The organism is Pseudomonas sp. B10(2017), assembly GCF_002113295.1.
Classification (GTDB): domain Bacteria; phylum Pseudomonadota; class Gammaproteobacteria; order Pseudomonadales; family Pseudomonadaceae; genus Aquipseudomonas; species Aquipseudomonas pudica.
On the sequence record NZ_NEJU01000002.1, the window covers coordinates 171,183 to 187,255 of the forward strand.

The 16,073-nt window shown below is 66.4% G+C and carries 15 protein-coding genes; 10 read left to right on the forward strand and 5 right to left on the reverse strand.

Annotated elements, in window-relative coordinates; translation table 11 throughout:
- Positions 1-260 precede the first annotated feature (260 nt).
- Positions 261-887: a glutathione S-transferase family protein gene (locus CAF92_RS03325; RefSeq protein WP_085599207.1), complete on the reverse strand. Its 627-nt coding sequence runs from the start codon at positions 885-887 to the stop codon at positions 261-263.
- Positions 888-1,114: 227 nt separating this feature from the next.
- On the opposite strand from CAF92_RS03325, the gene CAF92_RS03330 reads away from it, so the two are divergent.
- Complete coding sequence (locus CAF92_RS03330) at positions 1,115-1,432, forward strand: DUF2388 domain-containing protein (protein ID WP_003260922.1); 318 nt, start codon at positions 1,115-1,117, stop codon at positions 1,430-1,432.
- Between the two features lie 141 nt (positions 1,433-1,573).
- On the opposite strand, the gene glcC is transcribed toward CAF92_RS03330, so the two are convergent.
- The gene (glcC, locus tag CAF92_RS03335; RefSeq protein WP_084785154.1) at positions 1,574-2,338 is read right to left on the reverse strand and encodes a transcriptional regulator GlcC; all 765 of its coding nucleotides are present in this window, start codon (positions 2,336-2,338) and stop codon (positions 1,574-1,576) included.
- Positions 2,339-2,532: 194 nt separating this feature from the next.
- On the opposite strand from glcC, the gene glcD reads away from it, so the two are divergent.
- From glcD to CAF92_RS03370, 7 genes are all read left to right on the forward strand, one after another.
- Positions 2,533-4,032: a glycolate oxidase subunit GlcD gene (gene glcD, locus CAF92_RS03340; protein ID WP_085599209.1), complete on the forward strand. Its 1,500-nt coding sequence runs from the start codon at positions 2,533-2,535 to the stop codon at positions 4,030-4,032.
- Complete coding sequence (gene glcE / locus CAF92_RS03345; RefSeq protein ID WP_085599211.1) at positions 4,032-5,084, forward strand: glycolate oxidase subunit GlcE; 1,053 nt, start codon at positions 4,032-4,034, stop codon at positions 5,082-5,084. Before glcD ends, glcE begins: the two co-directional genes overlap by 1 nt.
- 9 nt (positions 5,085-5,093) lie before the next feature.
- On the forward strand, positions 5,094-6,329 hold the full coding sequence (glcF, locus tag CAF92_RS03350; protein WP_085599213.1) for a glycolate oxidase subunit GlcF: 1,236 nt from the start codon (positions 5,094-5,096) through the stop codon (positions 6,327-6,329).
- Complete coding sequence (locus tag CAF92_RS03355; protein ID WP_046615201.1) at positions 6,322-6,720, forward strand: heme-binding protein; 399 nt, start codon at positions 6,322-6,324, stop codon at positions 6,718-6,720. The genes glcF and CAF92_RS03355 overlap by 8 nt, the downstream gene beginning before the upstream one ends.
- A 152-nt stretch (positions 6,721-6,872) precedes the next feature.
- The gene (locus CAF92_RS03360) at positions 6,873-9,044 is read left to right on the forward strand and encodes a malate synthase G (RefSeq protein WP_085599215.1); all 2,172 of its coding nucleotides are present in this window, start codon (positions 6,873-6,875) and stop codon (positions 9,042-9,044) included.
- 168 nt (positions 9,045-9,212) lie between these two features.
- Positions 9,213-9,551: a hypothetical protein gene (locus CAF92_RS03365; RefSeq protein WP_046615199.1), complete on the forward strand. Its 339-nt coding sequence runs from the start codon at positions 9,213-9,215 to the stop codon at positions 9,549-9,551.
- Positions 9,552-9,743: 192 nt separating this feature from the next.
- Entirely contained in the window at positions 9,744-11,177 is a 1,434-nt protein-coding gene (locus CAF92_RS03370) for a PLP-dependent aminotransferase family protein (protein ID WP_085599217.1), read from the forward strand.
- On the opposite strand, the gene CAF92_RS03375 is transcribed toward CAF92_RS03370, so the two are convergent.
- Positions 11,170-12,366 (reverse strand): cyanate transporter, encoded by a 1,197-nt coding sequence (locus tag CAF92_RS03375; RefSeq protein WP_085599219.1) that lies wholly within the window; start codon positions 12,364-12,366, stop codon positions 11,170-11,172. The genes CAF92_RS03370 and CAF92_RS03375 overlap by 8 nt on opposite strands.
- Entirely contained in the window at positions 12,363-12,821 is a 459-nt protein-coding gene (locus CAF92_RS03380; RefSeq protein WP_046615196.1) for a nucleoside deaminase, read from the reverse strand. Before CAF92_RS03380 ends, CAF92_RS03375 begins: the two co-directional genes overlap by 4 nt.
- 315 nt (positions 12,822-13,136) lie before the next feature.
- Between CAF92_RS03380 and CAF92_RS03385 the strand changes: the two genes are divergently transcribed.
- Entirely contained in the window at positions 13,137-13,574 is a 438-nt protein-coding gene (locus tag CAF92_RS03385) for a carboxymuconolactone decarboxylase family protein (protein ID WP_025338700.1), read from the forward strand.
- Between the two features lie 130 nt (positions 13,575-13,704).
- Here CAF92_RS03385 and CAF92_RS03390 read toward each other — a convergent pair whose 3' ends face one another.
- The gene (locus tag CAF92_RS03390; protein ID WP_046615195.1) at positions 13,705-14,715 is read right to left on the reverse strand and encodes an AraC family transcriptional regulator; all 1,011 of its coding nucleotides are present in this window, start codon (positions 14,713-14,715) and stop codon (positions 13,705-13,707) included.
- A gap of 168 nt (positions 14,716-14,883) precedes the next feature.
- Here CAF92_RS03390 and CAF92_RS03395 point away from each other — a divergent pair, with 168 nt between their 5' ends.
- Positions 14,884-16,068 carry an acetyl-CoA C-acyltransferase family protein gene (locus CAF92_RS03395; RefSeq protein ID WP_046615194.1) on the forward strand — a complete coding sequence of 395 codons (1,185 nt, stop codon included), beginning with the start codon at positions 14,884-14,886 and terminating at the stop codon, positions 16,066-16,068.
- Positions 16,069-16,073: the final 5 nt, after the last annotated feature.

Here is a 16,073-nt window from a genome sequence, read left to right on the forward strand (position 1 = left end):
ATCATGAGCCTCCGCTTGGAGTAACACCGGGTTGCATTACGCACCCTGTGATTTCCGGCCCCCATGGGGCGACTTGCTAGCCAGTGCGGCCTTCCATCTGTAGCGGTGAACGAGATCCTTCAGGGCCTTGCCGGCCAAATATTTCAGGATGTTTCTTGATTTTTTGAGCGTAGCCACGCCGCTGCGCTTGTCACCGACCGGTCATCAGAATGGCTTGCTCGCCAGAGGCCACTGCACCATGGCCTGGCGAGCCGGATTGCTCAGGATGCCGCGCGGGGCATCAGCTCATACGGGTGCTTCCACCCTGGCAACGTCTGGATTCGCGCCTTCCATGCCTCGATGTGGGTGAACTGCGCCAACACAATGCCAGTGTCCTCAGGCATGAACACATACCCGGCCAACGACAGGTCAGCGATAGTCAACCGGCCACCGACCATGAACGGCGTCTTCGCCAGGTGCGCGTCGACAATACGGTAGGCTGCCATGGCACGTTCACGCAGGAACCGGGTCACGTCCGTTTCACCGGTTTTCTTCAGGCAGAAAAGAAAACGCAGCGCCGCGTAGTAACTGGTGAACTTGTGGTTGTCGAACAGCATCCAGCGCCAGATCTCGCGCTTTTCGTATTCGTCGCGGGGGCCGAACTGCCCGGTTTTCTCCGCAAGGTAGTCAAGGATCAGCGCAGACTGGGTGAAGGATTTGCCGGCGTGCTCCAACACCGGCACCTCGCCCTGCTCGTTCACTTCGTCGCGCCAGGCTTGTTCGCGAGTCTGGCCATTGAAGAAATCGACGAACACCGGCTGCCAGTCCAGGCCTGTGAGCTCAAGCATCAGGGCAGCCTTGTAGGCGTTACCGGATTCGGCGAAACAATGCAGCTTGTAGTCGGGCATGGGTGAGAACCTTCAGTATCCATTGAATGATTGGGCCATCAGCCCGAGCAGATCACGCCTGGCCCGCCAGGGTCAATGGTCCCAGTTGGAGCTGGCTTGCCGGCGATGGGCTGTGCAGCAGCCCCGGCAATCTCCAGCGTTGAACAAGGGAACTACCACCCCACCTGCGCTTTCTTAAACACTGAGTGGTTCAATTACTTGGGCTTCATGCTACTGGAGAACACACCATGCGCCACCTACTCCTCGCCCCTGCGCTGCTGCTCCTGCTGCCTGCCGGTGCTGCCCTGGCTGACGTCGACGCAGGCGACGTCGCAACCTCGGCCGGTGTTTCCGCCTCGCTTTACTCGACCTTCAAGGACGACAAACGGATCATCCCGGCGCGTGACGAGCTTTCGGCCTACGTCGCCAGCGGTGGTGCAATCCGTGGCGCCTATGTGGAGTCGGCGCTGGAACAAGCCCGCAAGGACAACCCAGGCCTGCAGGCCAATGATGAAGAGCTGGCCCGGGCCCTCCTCTCGCAGGATGACCGCATAGCCGATCATTGATTGAGGTAATCCTGCACCGGCCTCTTCGCGGGTAAACCCGCTTCCACAGGAACCGCACCGACTTCAAACCCAGTGCGGTCCCCTGTGGGAGCGGGTTTACCCGCGAAAGGGCCGGCACGGGCGAAACTTCAACCCCAGCCATCAACCCCAGCCATCCATGCGCATGGTAGCCCTTACCAGGCGCTGCTCCTCCTGCTCGATCTCCCGCAAGCTGTCGCGGATCCCGTTGATGTGTTCGCGCGCCGCGCGCTGCGCCTGCTCGGGCAACTGCTCCATCACCGCGTGATACAGCCGCGCATGCTGGCGGTCGATCTGGCGCTTCTGCGCCGGCCGGCAATACAGGTTGTTGACCGAGGCGAACACCGTGCTCAAGGTCAGGTCACTGAGCGATTGCAAGGTATGCACCAGCACCGGGTTGTGCGACGCCTCGCTGATCGCCCGGTGAAAGGCATGGTCGCGGCGGGCATGTTCACGGGCATCGATCGCTTCCGGGGCTTCGTGCGCAGCCAACATTTCTTCATAACGCCGGCGGATCAGCAAACGGTCGACCTCGGTAGCCCGCAACGCCGCCAGGCGCGCCGATTCGGCCTCCAGCAACGCCCGCACTTCCAGCAGGTCGAACAGCGTGCGCGGCTGCGAGCCGAACAGGTGCATCAAAGGCGTGGCGCCCGCATGGCCCGTCAGGTCGGCAACGAACGAACCGCGCCCCTGCTCGGTGTCGATGATGCCGCGCCCGCGCAGGATGCGCAGGCCTTCGCGCAGCGCCGAGCGCGAGCACCCCAGCTTGTCCACCAGGCGCCGCTCCGACGGCAGGGCCTGGCCCACCTTGAGCACGCCTTCGACGATCAGCCGCTCGACCCGTTCGGCCACCTGGTCGGCAACCTTGGCCTTGCCTTCAGTACCCACTGCGTACCCTCCTGCTGGTAGGACCACTTAGACCACTTGCCTCAATCTAGCCGGGCAAAGCCATCAATAACCAGTACTCACGGCAAAAACTGGTAGGACCAGTTCAACCCGTACTCGACCCCTGCCGTGGCCACGCGCAGGCTGCAAGGGTGAGCGCTTTGCCAACAACAACAAAACCGTTGCCGAGTGAGCCGATGAATATCCTGTACGACGAACGCGTCGATGGCGCGCTGCCCGATGTGAACCGGGCGGCGCTGCTGCAAGCGCTGCGCGCTGCCTTGCCCGACCTCGAGATCCTGCACCGCGAGGAAGACCTCAAGCCCTATGAATGCGACGGCCTCTCGGCCTACCGCACGGTGCCAATGCTGGTGGTGCTGCCCGAGCGCCTGGAGCAGGTGCAGACGTTGCTCAAGCTCTGCCACCAGCGGGGCGTGCCGGTGGTGGCACGCGGCGCTGGTACCGGCCTGTCGGGCGGCGCTTTGCCACTGGCCAAAGGCATCCTGCTGGTGATGGCACGGTTCAACCGCATACTCGAAGTCAGCCCGCAGGGCCGCTTCGCCCGTGTGCAGCCCGGCGTGCGCAACCTTGCCATCTCCCAGGCGGCCGCGCCCCACGGCCTGTACTACGCGCCGGACCCGTCCTCGCAAATCGCCTGCTCCATCGGCGGCAATGTCGCCGAGAACGCCGGTGGCGTGCACTGCCTCAAGTACGGCCTGACCGTGCACAACCTGCTCAAGGTGGAAATCCTCACAGTCGAGGGCGAACGCCTGACCCTTGGCAGCGATGCCCTGGACAGCCCAGGTTTCGACCTGCTGGCACTGTTCACTGGCTCCGAAGGCATGCTCGGCATCGTCACTGAAGTCACCGTCAAGCTGCTGCCCAAGCCCCAGGTCGCGCGGGTGCTGCTGGCCAGCTTCGACAGCGTCGAGGACGCCGGCCGGGCAGTGGCCGAGATCATCGCTGCCGGGATCATCCCCGGCGGCCTGGAGATGATGGACAACCTGGCGATCCGCGCGGCCGAGGACTTCATCCATGCTGGCTACCCGGTGGACGCGGCGGCGATCCTGCTGTGCGAGCTGGATGGCGTCGAGGCCGATGTGCACGACGACTGCGAACGGGTCGCCGCCGTGCTGGCCCAGGCCGGCGCGCGTGATGTGCGGCTGGCCTGCGACGAGGCCGAGCGCGTGCGCTTCTGGGCCGGGCGCAAGAACGCCTTCCCGGCGGTGGGGCGCATCTCCCCGGACTACTACTGCATGGACGGCACCATCCCGCGCCGCGAACTGCCACGGGTACTCAAGGGCATCAGCGAACTGTCAGGCGAATACGGCCTGCGCGTGGCCAACGTGTTCCATGCCGGCGACGGCAACATGCACCCGCTGATCCTGTTCGATGCCAACCTGCCAGGCGAGCTGGAACGTGCCGAAGCCATTGGCGGCAAGATCCTCGAACTGTGCGTGGCCGTGGGCGGCAGCATCACCGGCGAACACGGTGTGGGGCGCGAGAAGATCAACCAGATGTGCGCGCAGTTCAACAGCGACGAAATCACCCTGTTCCATGCGGTCAAGGCCGCTTTCGATCCACAGGGCCTGCTCAACCCCGGCAAGAACATCCCCACCCTGCACCGCTGCGCCGAATTCGGCGCCATGCACGTGCACCATGGGCAGTTGCCCTTCCCCGAACTGGAGCGTTTCTGATGAGCATGGACCGCGACAACAGCCAGGCCCTGCTGGAGCAGGTCAACCAGGCGCTGAACCAGGCCACGCCGCTGCGTATCCAGGGTGGCAACAGCAAGGCCATGCTCGGCTGCCCGGTGGCTGGCGAGGTGCTCGACACCCGCAGCCACCGTGGCATCGTCAGCTACGACCCGACCGAACTGGTGCTGACTGCCCGCGCCGGCACGCCGCTGCGCGAGATCGAGGCGGCGCTGCACGAAGCTGGCCAGATGCTGCCCTGCGAACCACCGCACCTGGGCCCAGAAGCCACCCTGGGTGGCATGGTCGCGGCCGGTTTGTCCGGCCCCAGGCGGCCGTGGGCCGGGTCGGTGCGCGACTATGTGCTGGGCACGCGGGTGATCACCGGCCACGGCAAGCTGTTGCGCTTTGGTGGCGAAGTGATGAAGAACGTTGCCGGCTACGACGTGTCGCGGCTGATGGCGGGCAGCTTCGGTTGCCTCGGGTTGCTGACCGAGGTGTCGCTGAAAGTGTTGCCACGCCCGCGCCAGTGCCTCAGCCTGCGCCTGCCGATGGGCCGCCACCAGGCACTGGCGGAGCTGGCTGAATGGGGCCAGCAGCCGCTGCCGATCAGCGCGGCCTGCCATGACGGCGACGCGCTGTACCTGCGCCTGGAAGGCGGCGAAGGCTCGGTCCAGTCGGCACGCCAGCGCCTGGGCGGCGAGGCATTGGACAGCCGCTTCTGGAGCGACCTGCGCGAGCAGCGCCTGGCGTTCTTTGCCGGCCCCGCGCCGCTGTGGCGCTTGTCCGTGCCCATCGTCACCGGCGAGCTGGAGCTGCCTGGCCAGCAGCTGATCGACTGGGGTGGTGCGCAGCGCTGGCTCAAGTCCACGGCGCTGGCGCAGCACATCCGCGATCAGGTTGCCAAGGTCGGCGGCCACGCCACCTGCCATGCCCCTGGCCCTGCCAGCAGCCCACCGCTGCCCACAGCGCTGATGCGCTACCACCGCGCACTCAAGCAGCAACTCGACCCCCAAAGGGTGTTCAACCCCGGCCGCCTGTACCCGGACCTGTGAGGCCAGACCATGCAAACCAACCTGAGCGAAACCGCCCGGCACCTGGCCCGCGCCGACGAGGCCGAAAGCATCCTGCGCTCCTGCGTGCACTGTGGTTTCTGCACCGCCACGTGCCCCACCTACCAGCTGCTGGGCGATGAGCTGGACGGCCCACGCGGGCGCATCTACCTGATCAAGCAAGTGCTCGAAGGCGCGCCGATCACTGCCAGCACCCAGTTGCACCTGGATCGCTGCCTGACCTGCCGCAACTGTGAAACCACCTGCCCTTCCGGGGTGAAGTACCACGACCTGCTGGACATCGGCCGCGCCGTGGTCGATCAACAGGTGCCACGCCCGCTCGGCCAGCGCCTGCTGCGCCAGGGCCTGCGTGCAGTGGTGCCACGCCCGGCGCTGTTCAAGGCACTGACCCGTAGCGGCCAGGCTTTGCGCCCGCTGCTACCGGCCACGCTCAAGCGCAAGCTGCCGGCGCGGGTCACCGCCCCCGGCCACCGCCCCGCACCGCGCCATGCGCGGCGGGTACTGATGCTGGAAGGCTGCGTGCAACCAGCCCTGTCGCCCAACACCAATGCCGCCGCCGCACGCCTGCTGGACCGCCTGGGCATTAGCGTGGTGCCGATCCAGCAGGCCGGCTGCTGTGGCGCGGTGGACTATCACCTCAATGCCCAGGAGCAAGGCCTGCAACGGGCGCGTCGCAATATCGATGCCTGGTGGCCAGCCATCGAAGCCGGCGCCGAGGCCATCGTGCAAACCGCCAGCGGCTGCGGCGCGTTCGTGCGTGACTACGGCCATCTGCTGGAAAAAGACCCGCGCTACGCCGCCAAGGCCGCACGGGTCAGCGCCCTGTCCCGCGACCTGGTGGAGGTGCTGCGTGACGAGCCGATTGAGCAACTGGGGCTGTGCGCCGAACAGCGCCTGGCCTTCCATTGCCCATGCACCCTGCAGCACGCGCTGAAGCTGGGGGGTGTGGTGGAGGCACTGCTGACACGCCTGGGCTTCACCTTGACTCCGGTACCGGACGGCCACCTGTGTTGCGGCTCGGCCGGCACCTATTCGCTGACCCAGCCCGAGCTGTCGCTACAACTGCGCGACAACCGCCTCAACGCCCTGGAAAGCGGCAAACCGCAAGTCATCGCCACCGCCAATATCGGCTGCCAGGCCCACCTCGACGGGGCCGGGCGCACACCGGTGCGGCACTGGATCGAAATCGTCGAAGCAGCCTTGAACCCGGAGAACCACCATGCATAGCAAATCCGTGATCGGCCAGGCCGAAGTCACTCGCGTGCTCACCGCCGCCCGTCAGCAAGCTCAGGCGCAACAATGGAACGTGACCATTGCCGTGGTCGACGACGGGGGCCACCCGCTGGCCCTGGAGCGCCTGGACGGCTGCGCGCCGGCCAGCGCCTACATCGCGATGGAAAAGGCCCGCACGGCCGCGCTGGGGCGCAAGGAGACGCGGGACTACGAGGAGATGGTCAATGGTGGCCGTACCGCTTTCGTCACCGCGCCGCTGCTGACCAGCCTGGAAGGCGGCGTGCCGCTGCGGGTGGATGGGCAGGTGGTGGGGGCGATCGGCGTGTCCGGGGTCAAGGCCGAACAGGATGCCCAGGTGGCCAAGGCCGGGGCGGCTGCCCTCTGAATCCTGTGCCGGCCTCTTCGCGGGCTTGCCCGCTCCCACAGGGCCTTCACAAGACCTGAAACCTGTGCAGTACCTGCGGGAGCGGGCAAGCCCGCGAAGAGGCCGGTACAAGAAAAAACTTTCCAGAAGCCTGAACATCGAGCGAACAGACAATGCCAAACCATTCACTCCAGATCGCCCCCACCCTGCAGCGCTTCATCGAAGACGAAGTGCTCCCCGGCACCGGCATCGAAGCCCACGCCTTCTGGCAAGGCTTCAGCACCCTGGTCCACGACCTCGCACCGCAAAACCGCGCCCTGCTCGCCGAACGCGAGCGCCTGCAAGCAGAACTGGACAACTGGCACCGCCAGCACCCCGGCCCGATCCGTGACATGGCCGCCTACCAGCACTTCCTGCAAGGCATCGGCTACCTGGTCGAGCCCCCGGCAAGCGTGCAGGTCAGCACCCGCAACGTCGACCGCGAGATCGCCGTGCAGGCCGGCCCGCAACTGGTGGTGCCACTAAGCAACGCCCGCTACGCCCTCAACGCCGCCAACGCCCGCTGGGGCTCGCTGTACGATGCCCTGTACGGCACCGATGCCATCGCCGAAACCGATGGCGCCGAACGTGGCCGGGGCTACAACCCGCGACGCGGTGCCAAGGTGATCGCCTATGGCAGGCAGTTCCTCGATACCGCTGCCCCGCTCGACAGTGCGTCGCACAACGACGCCACGGCCTACGCGATCAACCAGGGCACGCTGCAGGTAACCCTGGCCGATGGCCGCCAGGTCGGCCTCAGGCAGCCCGCGCAACTGCGTGGCTACCAGGGTGAGCCGAACACGCCAACAGCGATCCTGTTGCAGCACCACCAACTGCATTTCGAAATCCAGGTCGACCCGGCCCACGCCATCGGCCAGCAGGATCCGGCCGGGGTCAAGGACATCCTGCTGGAGGCCGCGCTCACCACCATCATCGACTGCGAAGACTCGGTAGCCGCCGTGGATGCCGACGACAAGGTCAACGTCTACCGCAACTGGCTGGGCCTGATGAAGGGCGACCTCAGCGAACAGGTCAGCAAGGGCGGCAGAACCTTCGAACGCACCCTGGCCGAAGACCGCCACTACCACGGCGCAGACGGCCAGCCACTGACCCTGCCGGGCCGCTCGCTGCTGTTCATCCGCAACGTCGGCCACCTGATGACCAACCCGGCCGTCCACGACCGTGATGGCCGGGAAATCCCGGAAGGCATCCTCGATGCCGTGGTCACCAGCCTGATCGGCCTGCATGACCTCAAGCGCCGTGGCAATTCCCGCGAGGGCAGCCTGTACATCGTCAAGCCGAAGATGCACGGGCCGGCCGAGGTGGCCTTTGCCGACCAGCTGTTCGGCCGCGTCGAAGCCCTGTTGGGCCTGCCCGCACACACACTGAAGATGGGCATAATGGACGAGGAGCGGCGTACCAGTGTCAACCTCAAGGCCTGCATCGCCAGCGCCGCATCACGGGTGGTGTTCATCAATACCGGCTTCCTCGACCGCACCGGAGACGAGATGCATACGGCCATGGAAGCCGGTGCCATGCTGCGCAAGGGTGACATGAAAGGCAGTACCTGGATCCAGGCCTACGAGCGCAGCAACGTGCTGGTAGGTCTGGCCTGTGGCCTGCGCGGCAAGGCGCAGATCGGCAAGGGCATGTGGGCCATGCCCGACCTGATGGCGGCCATGCTCGAACAGAAAGTCGCCCAGCCCAGGGCCGGCGCCAACACCGCCTGGGTGCCCTCGCCCACAGCCGCGACGCTGCATGCGCTGCACTACCACCAGGTGGATGTGGCGGCCGTGCAGCAAACGCTGGAACAGGTTGACCTGACTGCCCAGCGCGCCGAATTGCTGCAGGGTCTGCTCAGTGTCCCGGTGAGCCCGGAGCGGCCCTGGAGCGCAGCCGACATCCAGGCCGAACTGGACAACAACTGCCAGGGAATCCTCGGTTACGTGGTGCGCTGGGTCGAGCAAGGGGTCGGCTGCTCCAAGGTACCGGATATCCATGACGTGGGCCTGATGGAAGACCGCGCAACCCTGCGGATTTCGGCGCAGCACATTGCCAACTGGCTGCACCACGGGGTGGTCGATGCCGAGCAGGTCGAAGCGACCTTGCAACGCATGGCCGGCGTGGTCGACCAGCAGAATGCCGGGGACCCGGCTTATCGGCCGATGGCCGCCGGTTTCGAGGCATCGCATGCCTTCCGCGCTGCGCGGGAGCTGGTGTTCAAAGGGCGGCAGCAGCCCAGTGGCTATACCGAACCGTTACTGCATGGCTGGCGCTTGCGCTTCAAGCAGGAGGTCGGGCGCTGAAGCTGACAGGGGCCGCTATGCGGCCCCCACTGCATGAAAACAGGTGGTATTCCGGCATCTTCAGAAATTTCCTATTCGGCGCTCGGAAGCGTCCTACTTGTTGCCTCTGCCCTCGGAAAACATGATCGGCACTGGATGACGCAAGTAGCGATCCAGAGGAGGTTCCGCATGCACCTGTACGCCCGCCCCACTGCCGAACTGCGCAGCACCCTGCGCGAACTGCTGGCCCATGACATGAACAACCCCGATGACGACCCGCACCTGTCGGGGGTGATGTTCTTCTGCGCTACCGATGAACGCTCCCGCCAACTGATCGAGCGTATAGAGTTGCTGGCCAGCGAGTTGTTCTTCGACCCGAACGGGCGGGCCATTACCGAGCATATGAAAGCGGCGGCGGTGGAAGGCGTGCGCATCAAGCGCAACCGCAAGGCGCCGGTGGACGAGACGGTGATACGTATCGCGCTGGCGGACAAGGGCTACATCACGGTGAGCACTGCCCGGATCTGAGTTTGCGCTGGCTTTCTGGGGGTGCTTTGCACCCCATCGCGACACAAGGCCGCTCCCACAGGACATCAAAGACTTTGAATGCAGCGCTGTACCTGTGGGAGCGGCCTTGTGTCGCGATGGGCCGCAAAGCGGACCCATGCCCTTCCTCGGCCAATCCGCTATCCTGAGCACTTCCCCGCTCCGGACCGCTCCATGGAACTGCACATTCGCCTGGAAGGCCGCAAAGGCCTGGCCGACCAGCTTTACCAGCAACTGCGCGCCGGCATCGACAGCGGCCACCTGGCCGCCGGTACCCAACTGCCGCCAAGCCGCCTGCTGGCAGAGCAGTTGGGTGTGTCGCGCAAGACCGTGTCCGAGGCCTATTCGCGGCTGACCTACGACAACCTGCTGAGCGGCGTGGTCGGCCGGGGTACCTTCATCACCCCGCGCCAGCCGCTGCGCAGCGACGAGTCGAGCGCCATTCCCCTGGCCGCTGCCGCGTCGCTCGAGCGCTGGCAGCAGCGCGCCACCGTGCTGAGCCAACGTCAACTCGAGGCGCCCTCGCGTTACGACTTCATCGGCGGGGCCTCGAGCAAGGCGCAGTTCCCGTTCGACCAATGGCGCAGCTGCCTGAACTATGCCCTGCGCCGCAGCCAGCGCCACCCCGAGCGACAGTTCCCCGCCCAGGGCCTGCCAGAGCTGCGCGAGGCCATTGCCCATCACATCGCCTACGCCCGCGGCGTGCACTGCAGCGCCGCCGACCTGCTGGTGTGCAACGGCGCACAGCAGGCTCTGGACCTGATCGCCCGGGTACTGGTCGAGCCGGGTTGCCAGGTGGCCATGGAAGACCCGGGCTACCCGCCGGCGCGGCAACTGTTCCTGGCCCTGGGCGCGCGCCTGCAATCGGTACCGGTGGACGATGAAGGCCTGTGCGTGGAGCAGATCGCCGACGGCACCCGGCTGATCTACGTGACGCCCTCGCACCAGTTCCCGCTGGGCATGCCAATGAGCGAGCCACGCCGGCACGCCCTGCTGGCACGGGCCGCCGAGCTGGGTGCGTTGATCATCGAAGACGACTACGACTGCGAGTTCCGCTACCACGGGCCAGCCGCGGACGCACTGCAGCGCCTCGACCGCCACGGCCTGGTGGCCTATGTGGGGACCTTTTCCAAGACCTTGCTGCCCGAGCTGCGCCTGGGCTACGCCGTACTGCCGCCCGCCGTGTTGAAGGCCGCTTGCGTGGCCAAGCATCTAAGCGACTGGCACAGCCCGACCCTGTTGCAGTGGGCACTGGCGCGGTTTCTGGGCGAAGGCCACCTGAACAAGCACATCCGCCGTTGCCACGAGGTCTACAGCGCCCGTCGCGAACGCATCCTCGCGCGGCTGGGCGGCGACCTGGCACCGTGGTTCAGCGCCATCCCCGCCAGCGCCGGGTTCCACCTCAGCGCCCTGGCCAAACCTGGGGTCGATGTCGAGCTGCTGGCCAACCTCGCACGCAAGGTGGAGGTGGGCCTGTACTCGCTGGCGCCGTTCTTCAGCCAAGTGCCAGTGCGCCCGGGGCTGTTGCTGGGCTTCGGCGCCATCGAACTGCTGGACATCGACCCGGCGCTGGACCGGGTGCGCGACACCCTGCAACGCCTCAGTTGACCTGCGCGGCCTTGCCCGCCGCTACCGGGCGGGCAATGGCCGCGGCATAACCGCGTGGGTTGAAGCACGCGGTAACCAGCAGCATTGCCACCACGGTCACGGTCAGCAGCGTCCACGAAGCCTGGAAATCACCACTCATGTCGCGCAACCAGCCCGTGACGTACGGCACGATGCCGGTGATGATGAAGCCGATGCCCTGCACGAACGCCGCCAGGCTGCCAGCCTCGGCAGGTGTCTTCAGGTGCTCCAGGGTCAGCGTCAGGCTCTGGCTGAAGCAGGCGCCCAGGCCGAAACCGATCATCGCCACCCACACCCCCGAAGCCAGCGTGGGTACCAGCAGCAGGCCTAGGAATCCCACCAGCTGGATCGCCAAGGCCAACCACAGGCCCGGGCGCCTGTCTGCCCAGCGCCGCAGCAACAGCGGCAGACCCAGTGCGCCAGCCACCTGGAAGATGGTCATCAGGCCCACCAGGTCGGCACCGCCCTGGGCGCTGCCGCCATGCTCGATGTGATAGGCCGGCAACCAGGCCACCATGCTGGTGTAGCCGCCGTTGATCAAGCCGAAGTACAGCGCCAGCAACCAGGCCCGGCGCGTGCCGAACCAATGACCGCCGGCGGCACCGGCCAGCCTCGGCGCTTGCTGGCGTGGCCGCAGCACGGCCCAGGCCAGCACCGCCAGCACCGCCGGGATCGCCCACACGCCCAGGCCGACCTGCCAGTGGCCGAAGTAGCCACTGATGTGCGGCCCGAGCACGGCGGCCAGGCCGCCGCCGCTCATCAGCGCTGCCGAATACAGGCCCATCGCCCCCGCCAGGCGGCTGGGGAACCAGCGGTTGACCAGCCCCGGCATCATGCCCTGCACGACCGCCACGCCCAGGCCGGCGACCACCGCACTGGCAATCAGTGCCCAGGCGCTGTCCAGTTGCAGGCGCCACAGGCAGGCCAGGGCGATGGCAGACAAGCCAGCGAGCATGCCGCCATGTTCGCTGATCCAGCGCCGCAACCAGGGTTGCAGCAAGGGCACCAGGCCCATGCACAGCACCGGCAATGCCGTCAGCAAGGCCGCCTGCTGGTAACCCAGGCCAGTGCTGGCGCGCATGGGTTCGAGCAACGGGCCGATGCTGGTCAGGATCGGCCGCAGGTTCACTGCCAGCAGCATGACCAGCAACAGGTTCAATGCCGCTCTCATTGTGCGTTGGCCTGTTTCCATTCAAGGTACAGACCGGCTTCGCCGCTGGGTTTCAGGGCGCGCAGCGGCAGGCTCTGCTGCTGGGGCGGGCGGGCCATCTGCGCGTATACCGTCGCGGTGGACAAGCCATAGGGTTCGCCCTCGGCGTTGTCGTAGGCAAACCAGGCCCGCTCGATGCCGCACAGGTGCATGGCCGCCAGGCACATCGGGCACGGGTGGCCGCTGGCGTAGATTTCGGCACCATCCAGACGCGCCTGGCCCAGGGCGTGGCTGGCCTTGCGGATGGCCTGCATCTCGGCGTGGGCGGTCGGGTCCTGAGTGCTGTGGATCTCGTTGACCGCACGTGCCAGCACCTGCCCCTGGTACACCAGCACGGCGCCGAAGGGCCGGCCACCGGCCTTGATGTTGGCGCGGGCCAGGTCGAGCGCTTCGCGCATGTAGCGTTCTTCGGACATGAATCGGTTCTCCTGTTGCAAGACCTGGTCATTATCCGGCCTTGGGCGGCCTGGCAGAAATGAAGAGATTGGATGCCTGTCAGTGGCCACCCAAATGGCGATTGGCCTCCCGCTCATACGCGCGATTGGCTATCGGGGAGGCCCTGGGCCAGCGCTACCATGAGCTCACTTTCAACCAGCAACGCATTTCCCTGTAGGAGCAGCCTTGCGCTGCGAAAGCGCCATGCGCCATATCGGCACTGGCCGCACGGGCGCTTTCGCAGCGCAAGGCTGCTCCTACAGGGACGATGCCAGCCTCGAATACTGGAGATAAACATGCACAACCGTATCGAATGGGCCAAGCACGCCCCCGAGGCCTACAAAGCCATGGTCGGCCTGGAGCAGGCCCTGGCCAAGAGCGGCCTGGAGAATTCCCTGCTGGAGCTGGTGCGCCTGCGGGCCTCGCAGATCAATGGCTGCGCCTACTGCGTCAACCTGCACGCCAACGACGCGCGCAAGGCCGGTGAGACCGAGGCGCGCCTGCAGACCTTGTGCGTCTGGCAGGAGACCGCCTACTTCACCCCGCGCGAGCGTGCTGCGCTGGCCTGGGTGGAGAGCCTGACCCGGCTGCCCGAGCACGGCGCGCCGCAGGGGGAATATGAAGCCTTGCAGGAACACTTCGAGCCGGCCGAGGTGGCCAACCTGACGCTGGCAATCGCCACCATCAATGCCTGGAACCGCTTCGGGGTCGGGTTTGCCATGGTGCCGGCCTGATCATTGATCGGTAGCCTGTACCGGCCTCTTCGCGGGCTTGCCCGCTCCCACAGGGATCGCACAGGGCCTGAAAGCTGTGCTGCACCTGTGGGAGCGGGCAAGCCCGCGAAAGGGCCAGTGCAGGTGAACGCTACCGCCCGGCCAACCGCGCGCGGTAGCTGCCGGGGCTCTGCCCGGTCCACTTCTTGAACGCCCGGTGAAACGCACTGGGCTCCTGGAACCCGGTCTGCTCGGCAATCTCGGCAATGCTCAGTTCCCCTTCGCGCAACCGCTCGAAGGCCATTGCCCGGCGCACCTCGTCCTTGATCTGCTGGTACGAACGCCCTTCCCGCTCCAGCTGGCGACGGAAAGTGCTGGCACTGACCCCCTGCTGCTGCGCCAGCGCCGCCAGGGTCGGCCACTGCCCATAGCGCCGCGCCCGCAGGTGCCGGTACACCTCGGCCACCAGCCCGTTCTGGTTGCGAAAGCGAATCACCAGCCCCTGCGGCGCGCTGCGCAGGAAGGTTTTCAGGGCCGCCAGGTCCTGCACCACCGGCAGGCGCAGGTAGGCGCTGTCAAATTCCACCTCGGTGCGCCCGCTGCCCAGGCGCAGGTCCGGCCCCCACAGCAGCAGGTCGTCCTCCTGGGCCGGGCGCGACACCGCCAGCTCGGTGCGGTCGATGGCGATCCGCCGCCCGGCCAGCCAGCACAGCATGCCGATCATCAGCACCAGGTAGGTTTCCTCGGCATACACCCGGGTCAGCGGGTCGGCGATGCTCGACTGCACACTGATCAGCGCCCGCCCGCCACGCAGCGTCAGGCTGCCGCGCAAATCGCGCAGGAACAGGCCAAAACCGCCCATGCACTGGCGCAAGGCCTTCTCCAGGTTCGGCTCCAGGATCAGGCCCCGGCAGATCAGGGCGAAGCTGCCCGGTGGCATGCCATGGCTGTCGAGGCGGAAGAACTCGTCGTCCAGGTGCTGGATCATCGCCAGCCACAGCTGGGCGAAGGCCTTGGCCGGTACACGAGCCTGGGGTTGCTCGAGCAGTTGCGGGTCGATGCCCACCGCGCGCAGCTGCGCATCGCGTTCGGCGGGGCAGTCGCGCAGGGCGTGGAGCATGGCATTGAGGAAGTACACGGCGACCGAATCGCTATCGCGCATGGCGGTTTTCGCTGTCTATGCTGAGTGGCAAAAAGTGCCAGGTTGTCTGAACAGTTCCGGCATAGGCTGCAACAGAGCCTTTGCCTAGACTCGGTCCCACTCCGGGATCGCCGGCCATTCTCGCAGAGCCTGGCCCGGTCCCGCCATGCCTTCGCAATCGGAGCCCCTATGAGCAGCGCAGAAATCTACGTCGTCAGTGCCGTCCGTTCAGCCATTGGTGGCTTTGGCGGTTCCCTCAAGGACCTGCCGCTGGCCGACCTGGCCAGCGCCATCACCCGTGCCGCCATCGAGCGCTCGGGCGTGGCCGCCGAGCAAGTCGGCCACCTGGTGATGGGCACGGTGATCCCGACCGAACCACGTGACGCCTACCTGGCCCGCGTGGCGGCAATGAACGCCGGCATCCCCAAGGAAACCCCGGCATTCAACGTCAACCGCCTGTGCGGCTCGGGCCTGCAGGCCATCGTATCAGCGGCACAATGCCTGCTGCTGGGCGATACCGATGTGGCCGTTGCGGCGGGCGCCGAATCCATGAGCCGTGGCCCGTACCTGCTGCCGCAGGCACGCTGGGGCGCTCGCATGGGTGACCTGCAAGGCATCGACTACACCGTCGGCGTGCTGCAGGACCCGTTCGAGCACTTCCATATGGGCATCACTGCCGAGAACGTTGCGGCCAAGCACGGCATCACCCGCGAAATGCAGGACGAACTGGCCCTGACCAGCCAGCGCCGCGCCGCCCGCGCCATTGCCGAAGGCCGCTTCGCCAGCCAGATCGTCCCGCTGGAACTGAAAACCCGCAAGGGCAGCGTGCAGTTCAGCACCGACGAGCATGTGCGTGGCGAGGTGACCGCCGAGCAACTGGCAGGGATGAAGGCCGTGTTCAAGAAAGACGGCACCGTTACCGCCGGCAACGCCAGTGGCATCAACGACGGCGCTGGCGGCCTGGTACTGGCCAGTGGTGATGCGGTGCGCCGCCTGGGCCTGAAACCGCTGGCACGCCTGGTGGGCTATGCACATGCCGGCGTGGAGCCTGAACTGATGGGCCTTGGCCCGATCCCGGCCACCCGCAAGGTGCTGGAGAAGACCGGCCTCAAGGTGCAGGACCTGGACGTGATCGAGTCCAACGAAGCCTTCGCCGCCCAGGCCTGCGCCGTGGCTCGCGAACTGGGCTTCGACCCGGAAAAGGTCAACCCCAACGGTTCGGGCATTTCGCTGGGTCACCCGGTGGGCGCCACCGGCGCGATCATCGCCACCAAGGCCATCCATGAGCTGCAGCGCATCCAGGGCCGCTACGCCCTGGCCACCATGTGCATCGGCGGTGGCCAAGGCATCGCCGTGGTCTTCGAGCGCGTCTGAGGGAG

Excerpts from the sequence above, each read along its gene's own strand:
- CAF92_RS03325 (WP_085599207.1), bottom strand. The coding sequence starts at position 887 with ATGCCCGACTACAAGCTGCATTGTTTCGCCGAATCCGGTAACGCCTAC.
- CAF92_RS03330 (WP_003260922.1), top strand. The coding sequence starts at position 1,115 with ATGCGCCACCTACTCCTCGCCCCTGCGCTGCTGCTCCTGCTGCCTGCC.
- glcD (WP_085599209.1), top strand. The coding sequence starts at position 2,533 with ATGAATATCCTGTACGACGAACGCGTCGATGGCGCGCTGCCCGATGTG.
- glcE (WP_085599211.1), top strand. The coding sequence starts at position 4,032 with ATGAGCATGGACCGCGACAACAGCCAGGCCCTGCTGGAGCAGGTCAAC.
- glcF (WP_085599213.1), top strand. The coding sequence starts at position 5,094 with ATGCAAACCAACCTGAGCGAAACCGCCCGGCACCTGGCCCGCGCCGAC.
- CAF92_RS03355 (WP_046615201.1), top strand. The coding sequence starts at position 6,322 with ATGCATAGCAAATCCGTGATCGGCCAGGCCGAAGTCACTCGCGTGCTC.
- CAF92_RS03360 (WP_085599215.1), top strand. The coding sequence starts at position 6,873 with ATGCCAAACCATTCACTCCAGATCGCCCCCACCCTGCAGCGCTTCATC.
- CAF92_RS03365 (WP_046615199.1), top strand. The coding sequence starts at position 9,213 with ATGCACCTGTACGCCCGCCCCACTGCCGAACTGCGCAGCACCCTGCGC.
- CAF92_RS03370 (WP_085599217.1), top strand. The coding sequence starts at position 9,744 with ATGGAACTGCACATTCGCCTGGAAGGCCGCAAAGGCCTGGCCGACCAG.
- CAF92_RS03375 (WP_085599219.1), bottom strand. The coding sequence starts at position 12,366 with ATGAGAGCGGCATTGAACCTGTTGCTGGTCATGCTGCTGGCAGTGAAC.
- CAF92_RS03380 (WP_046615196.1), bottom strand. The coding sequence starts at position 12,821 with ATGTCCGAAGAACGCTACATGCGCGAAGCGCTCGACCTGGCCCGCGCC.
- CAF92_RS03385 (WP_025338700.1), top strand. The coding sequence starts at position 13,137 with ATGCACAACCGTATCGAATGGGCCAAGCACGCCCCCGAGGCCTACAAA.
- CAF92_RS03390 (WP_046615195.1), bottom strand. The coding sequence starts at position 14,715 with ATGCGCGATAGCGATTCGGTCGCCGTGTACTTCCTCAATGCCATGCTC.
- CAF92_RS03395 (WP_046615194.1), top strand. The coding sequence starts at position 14,884 with ATGAGCAGCGCAGAAATCTACGTCGTCAGTGCCGTCCGTTCAGCCATT.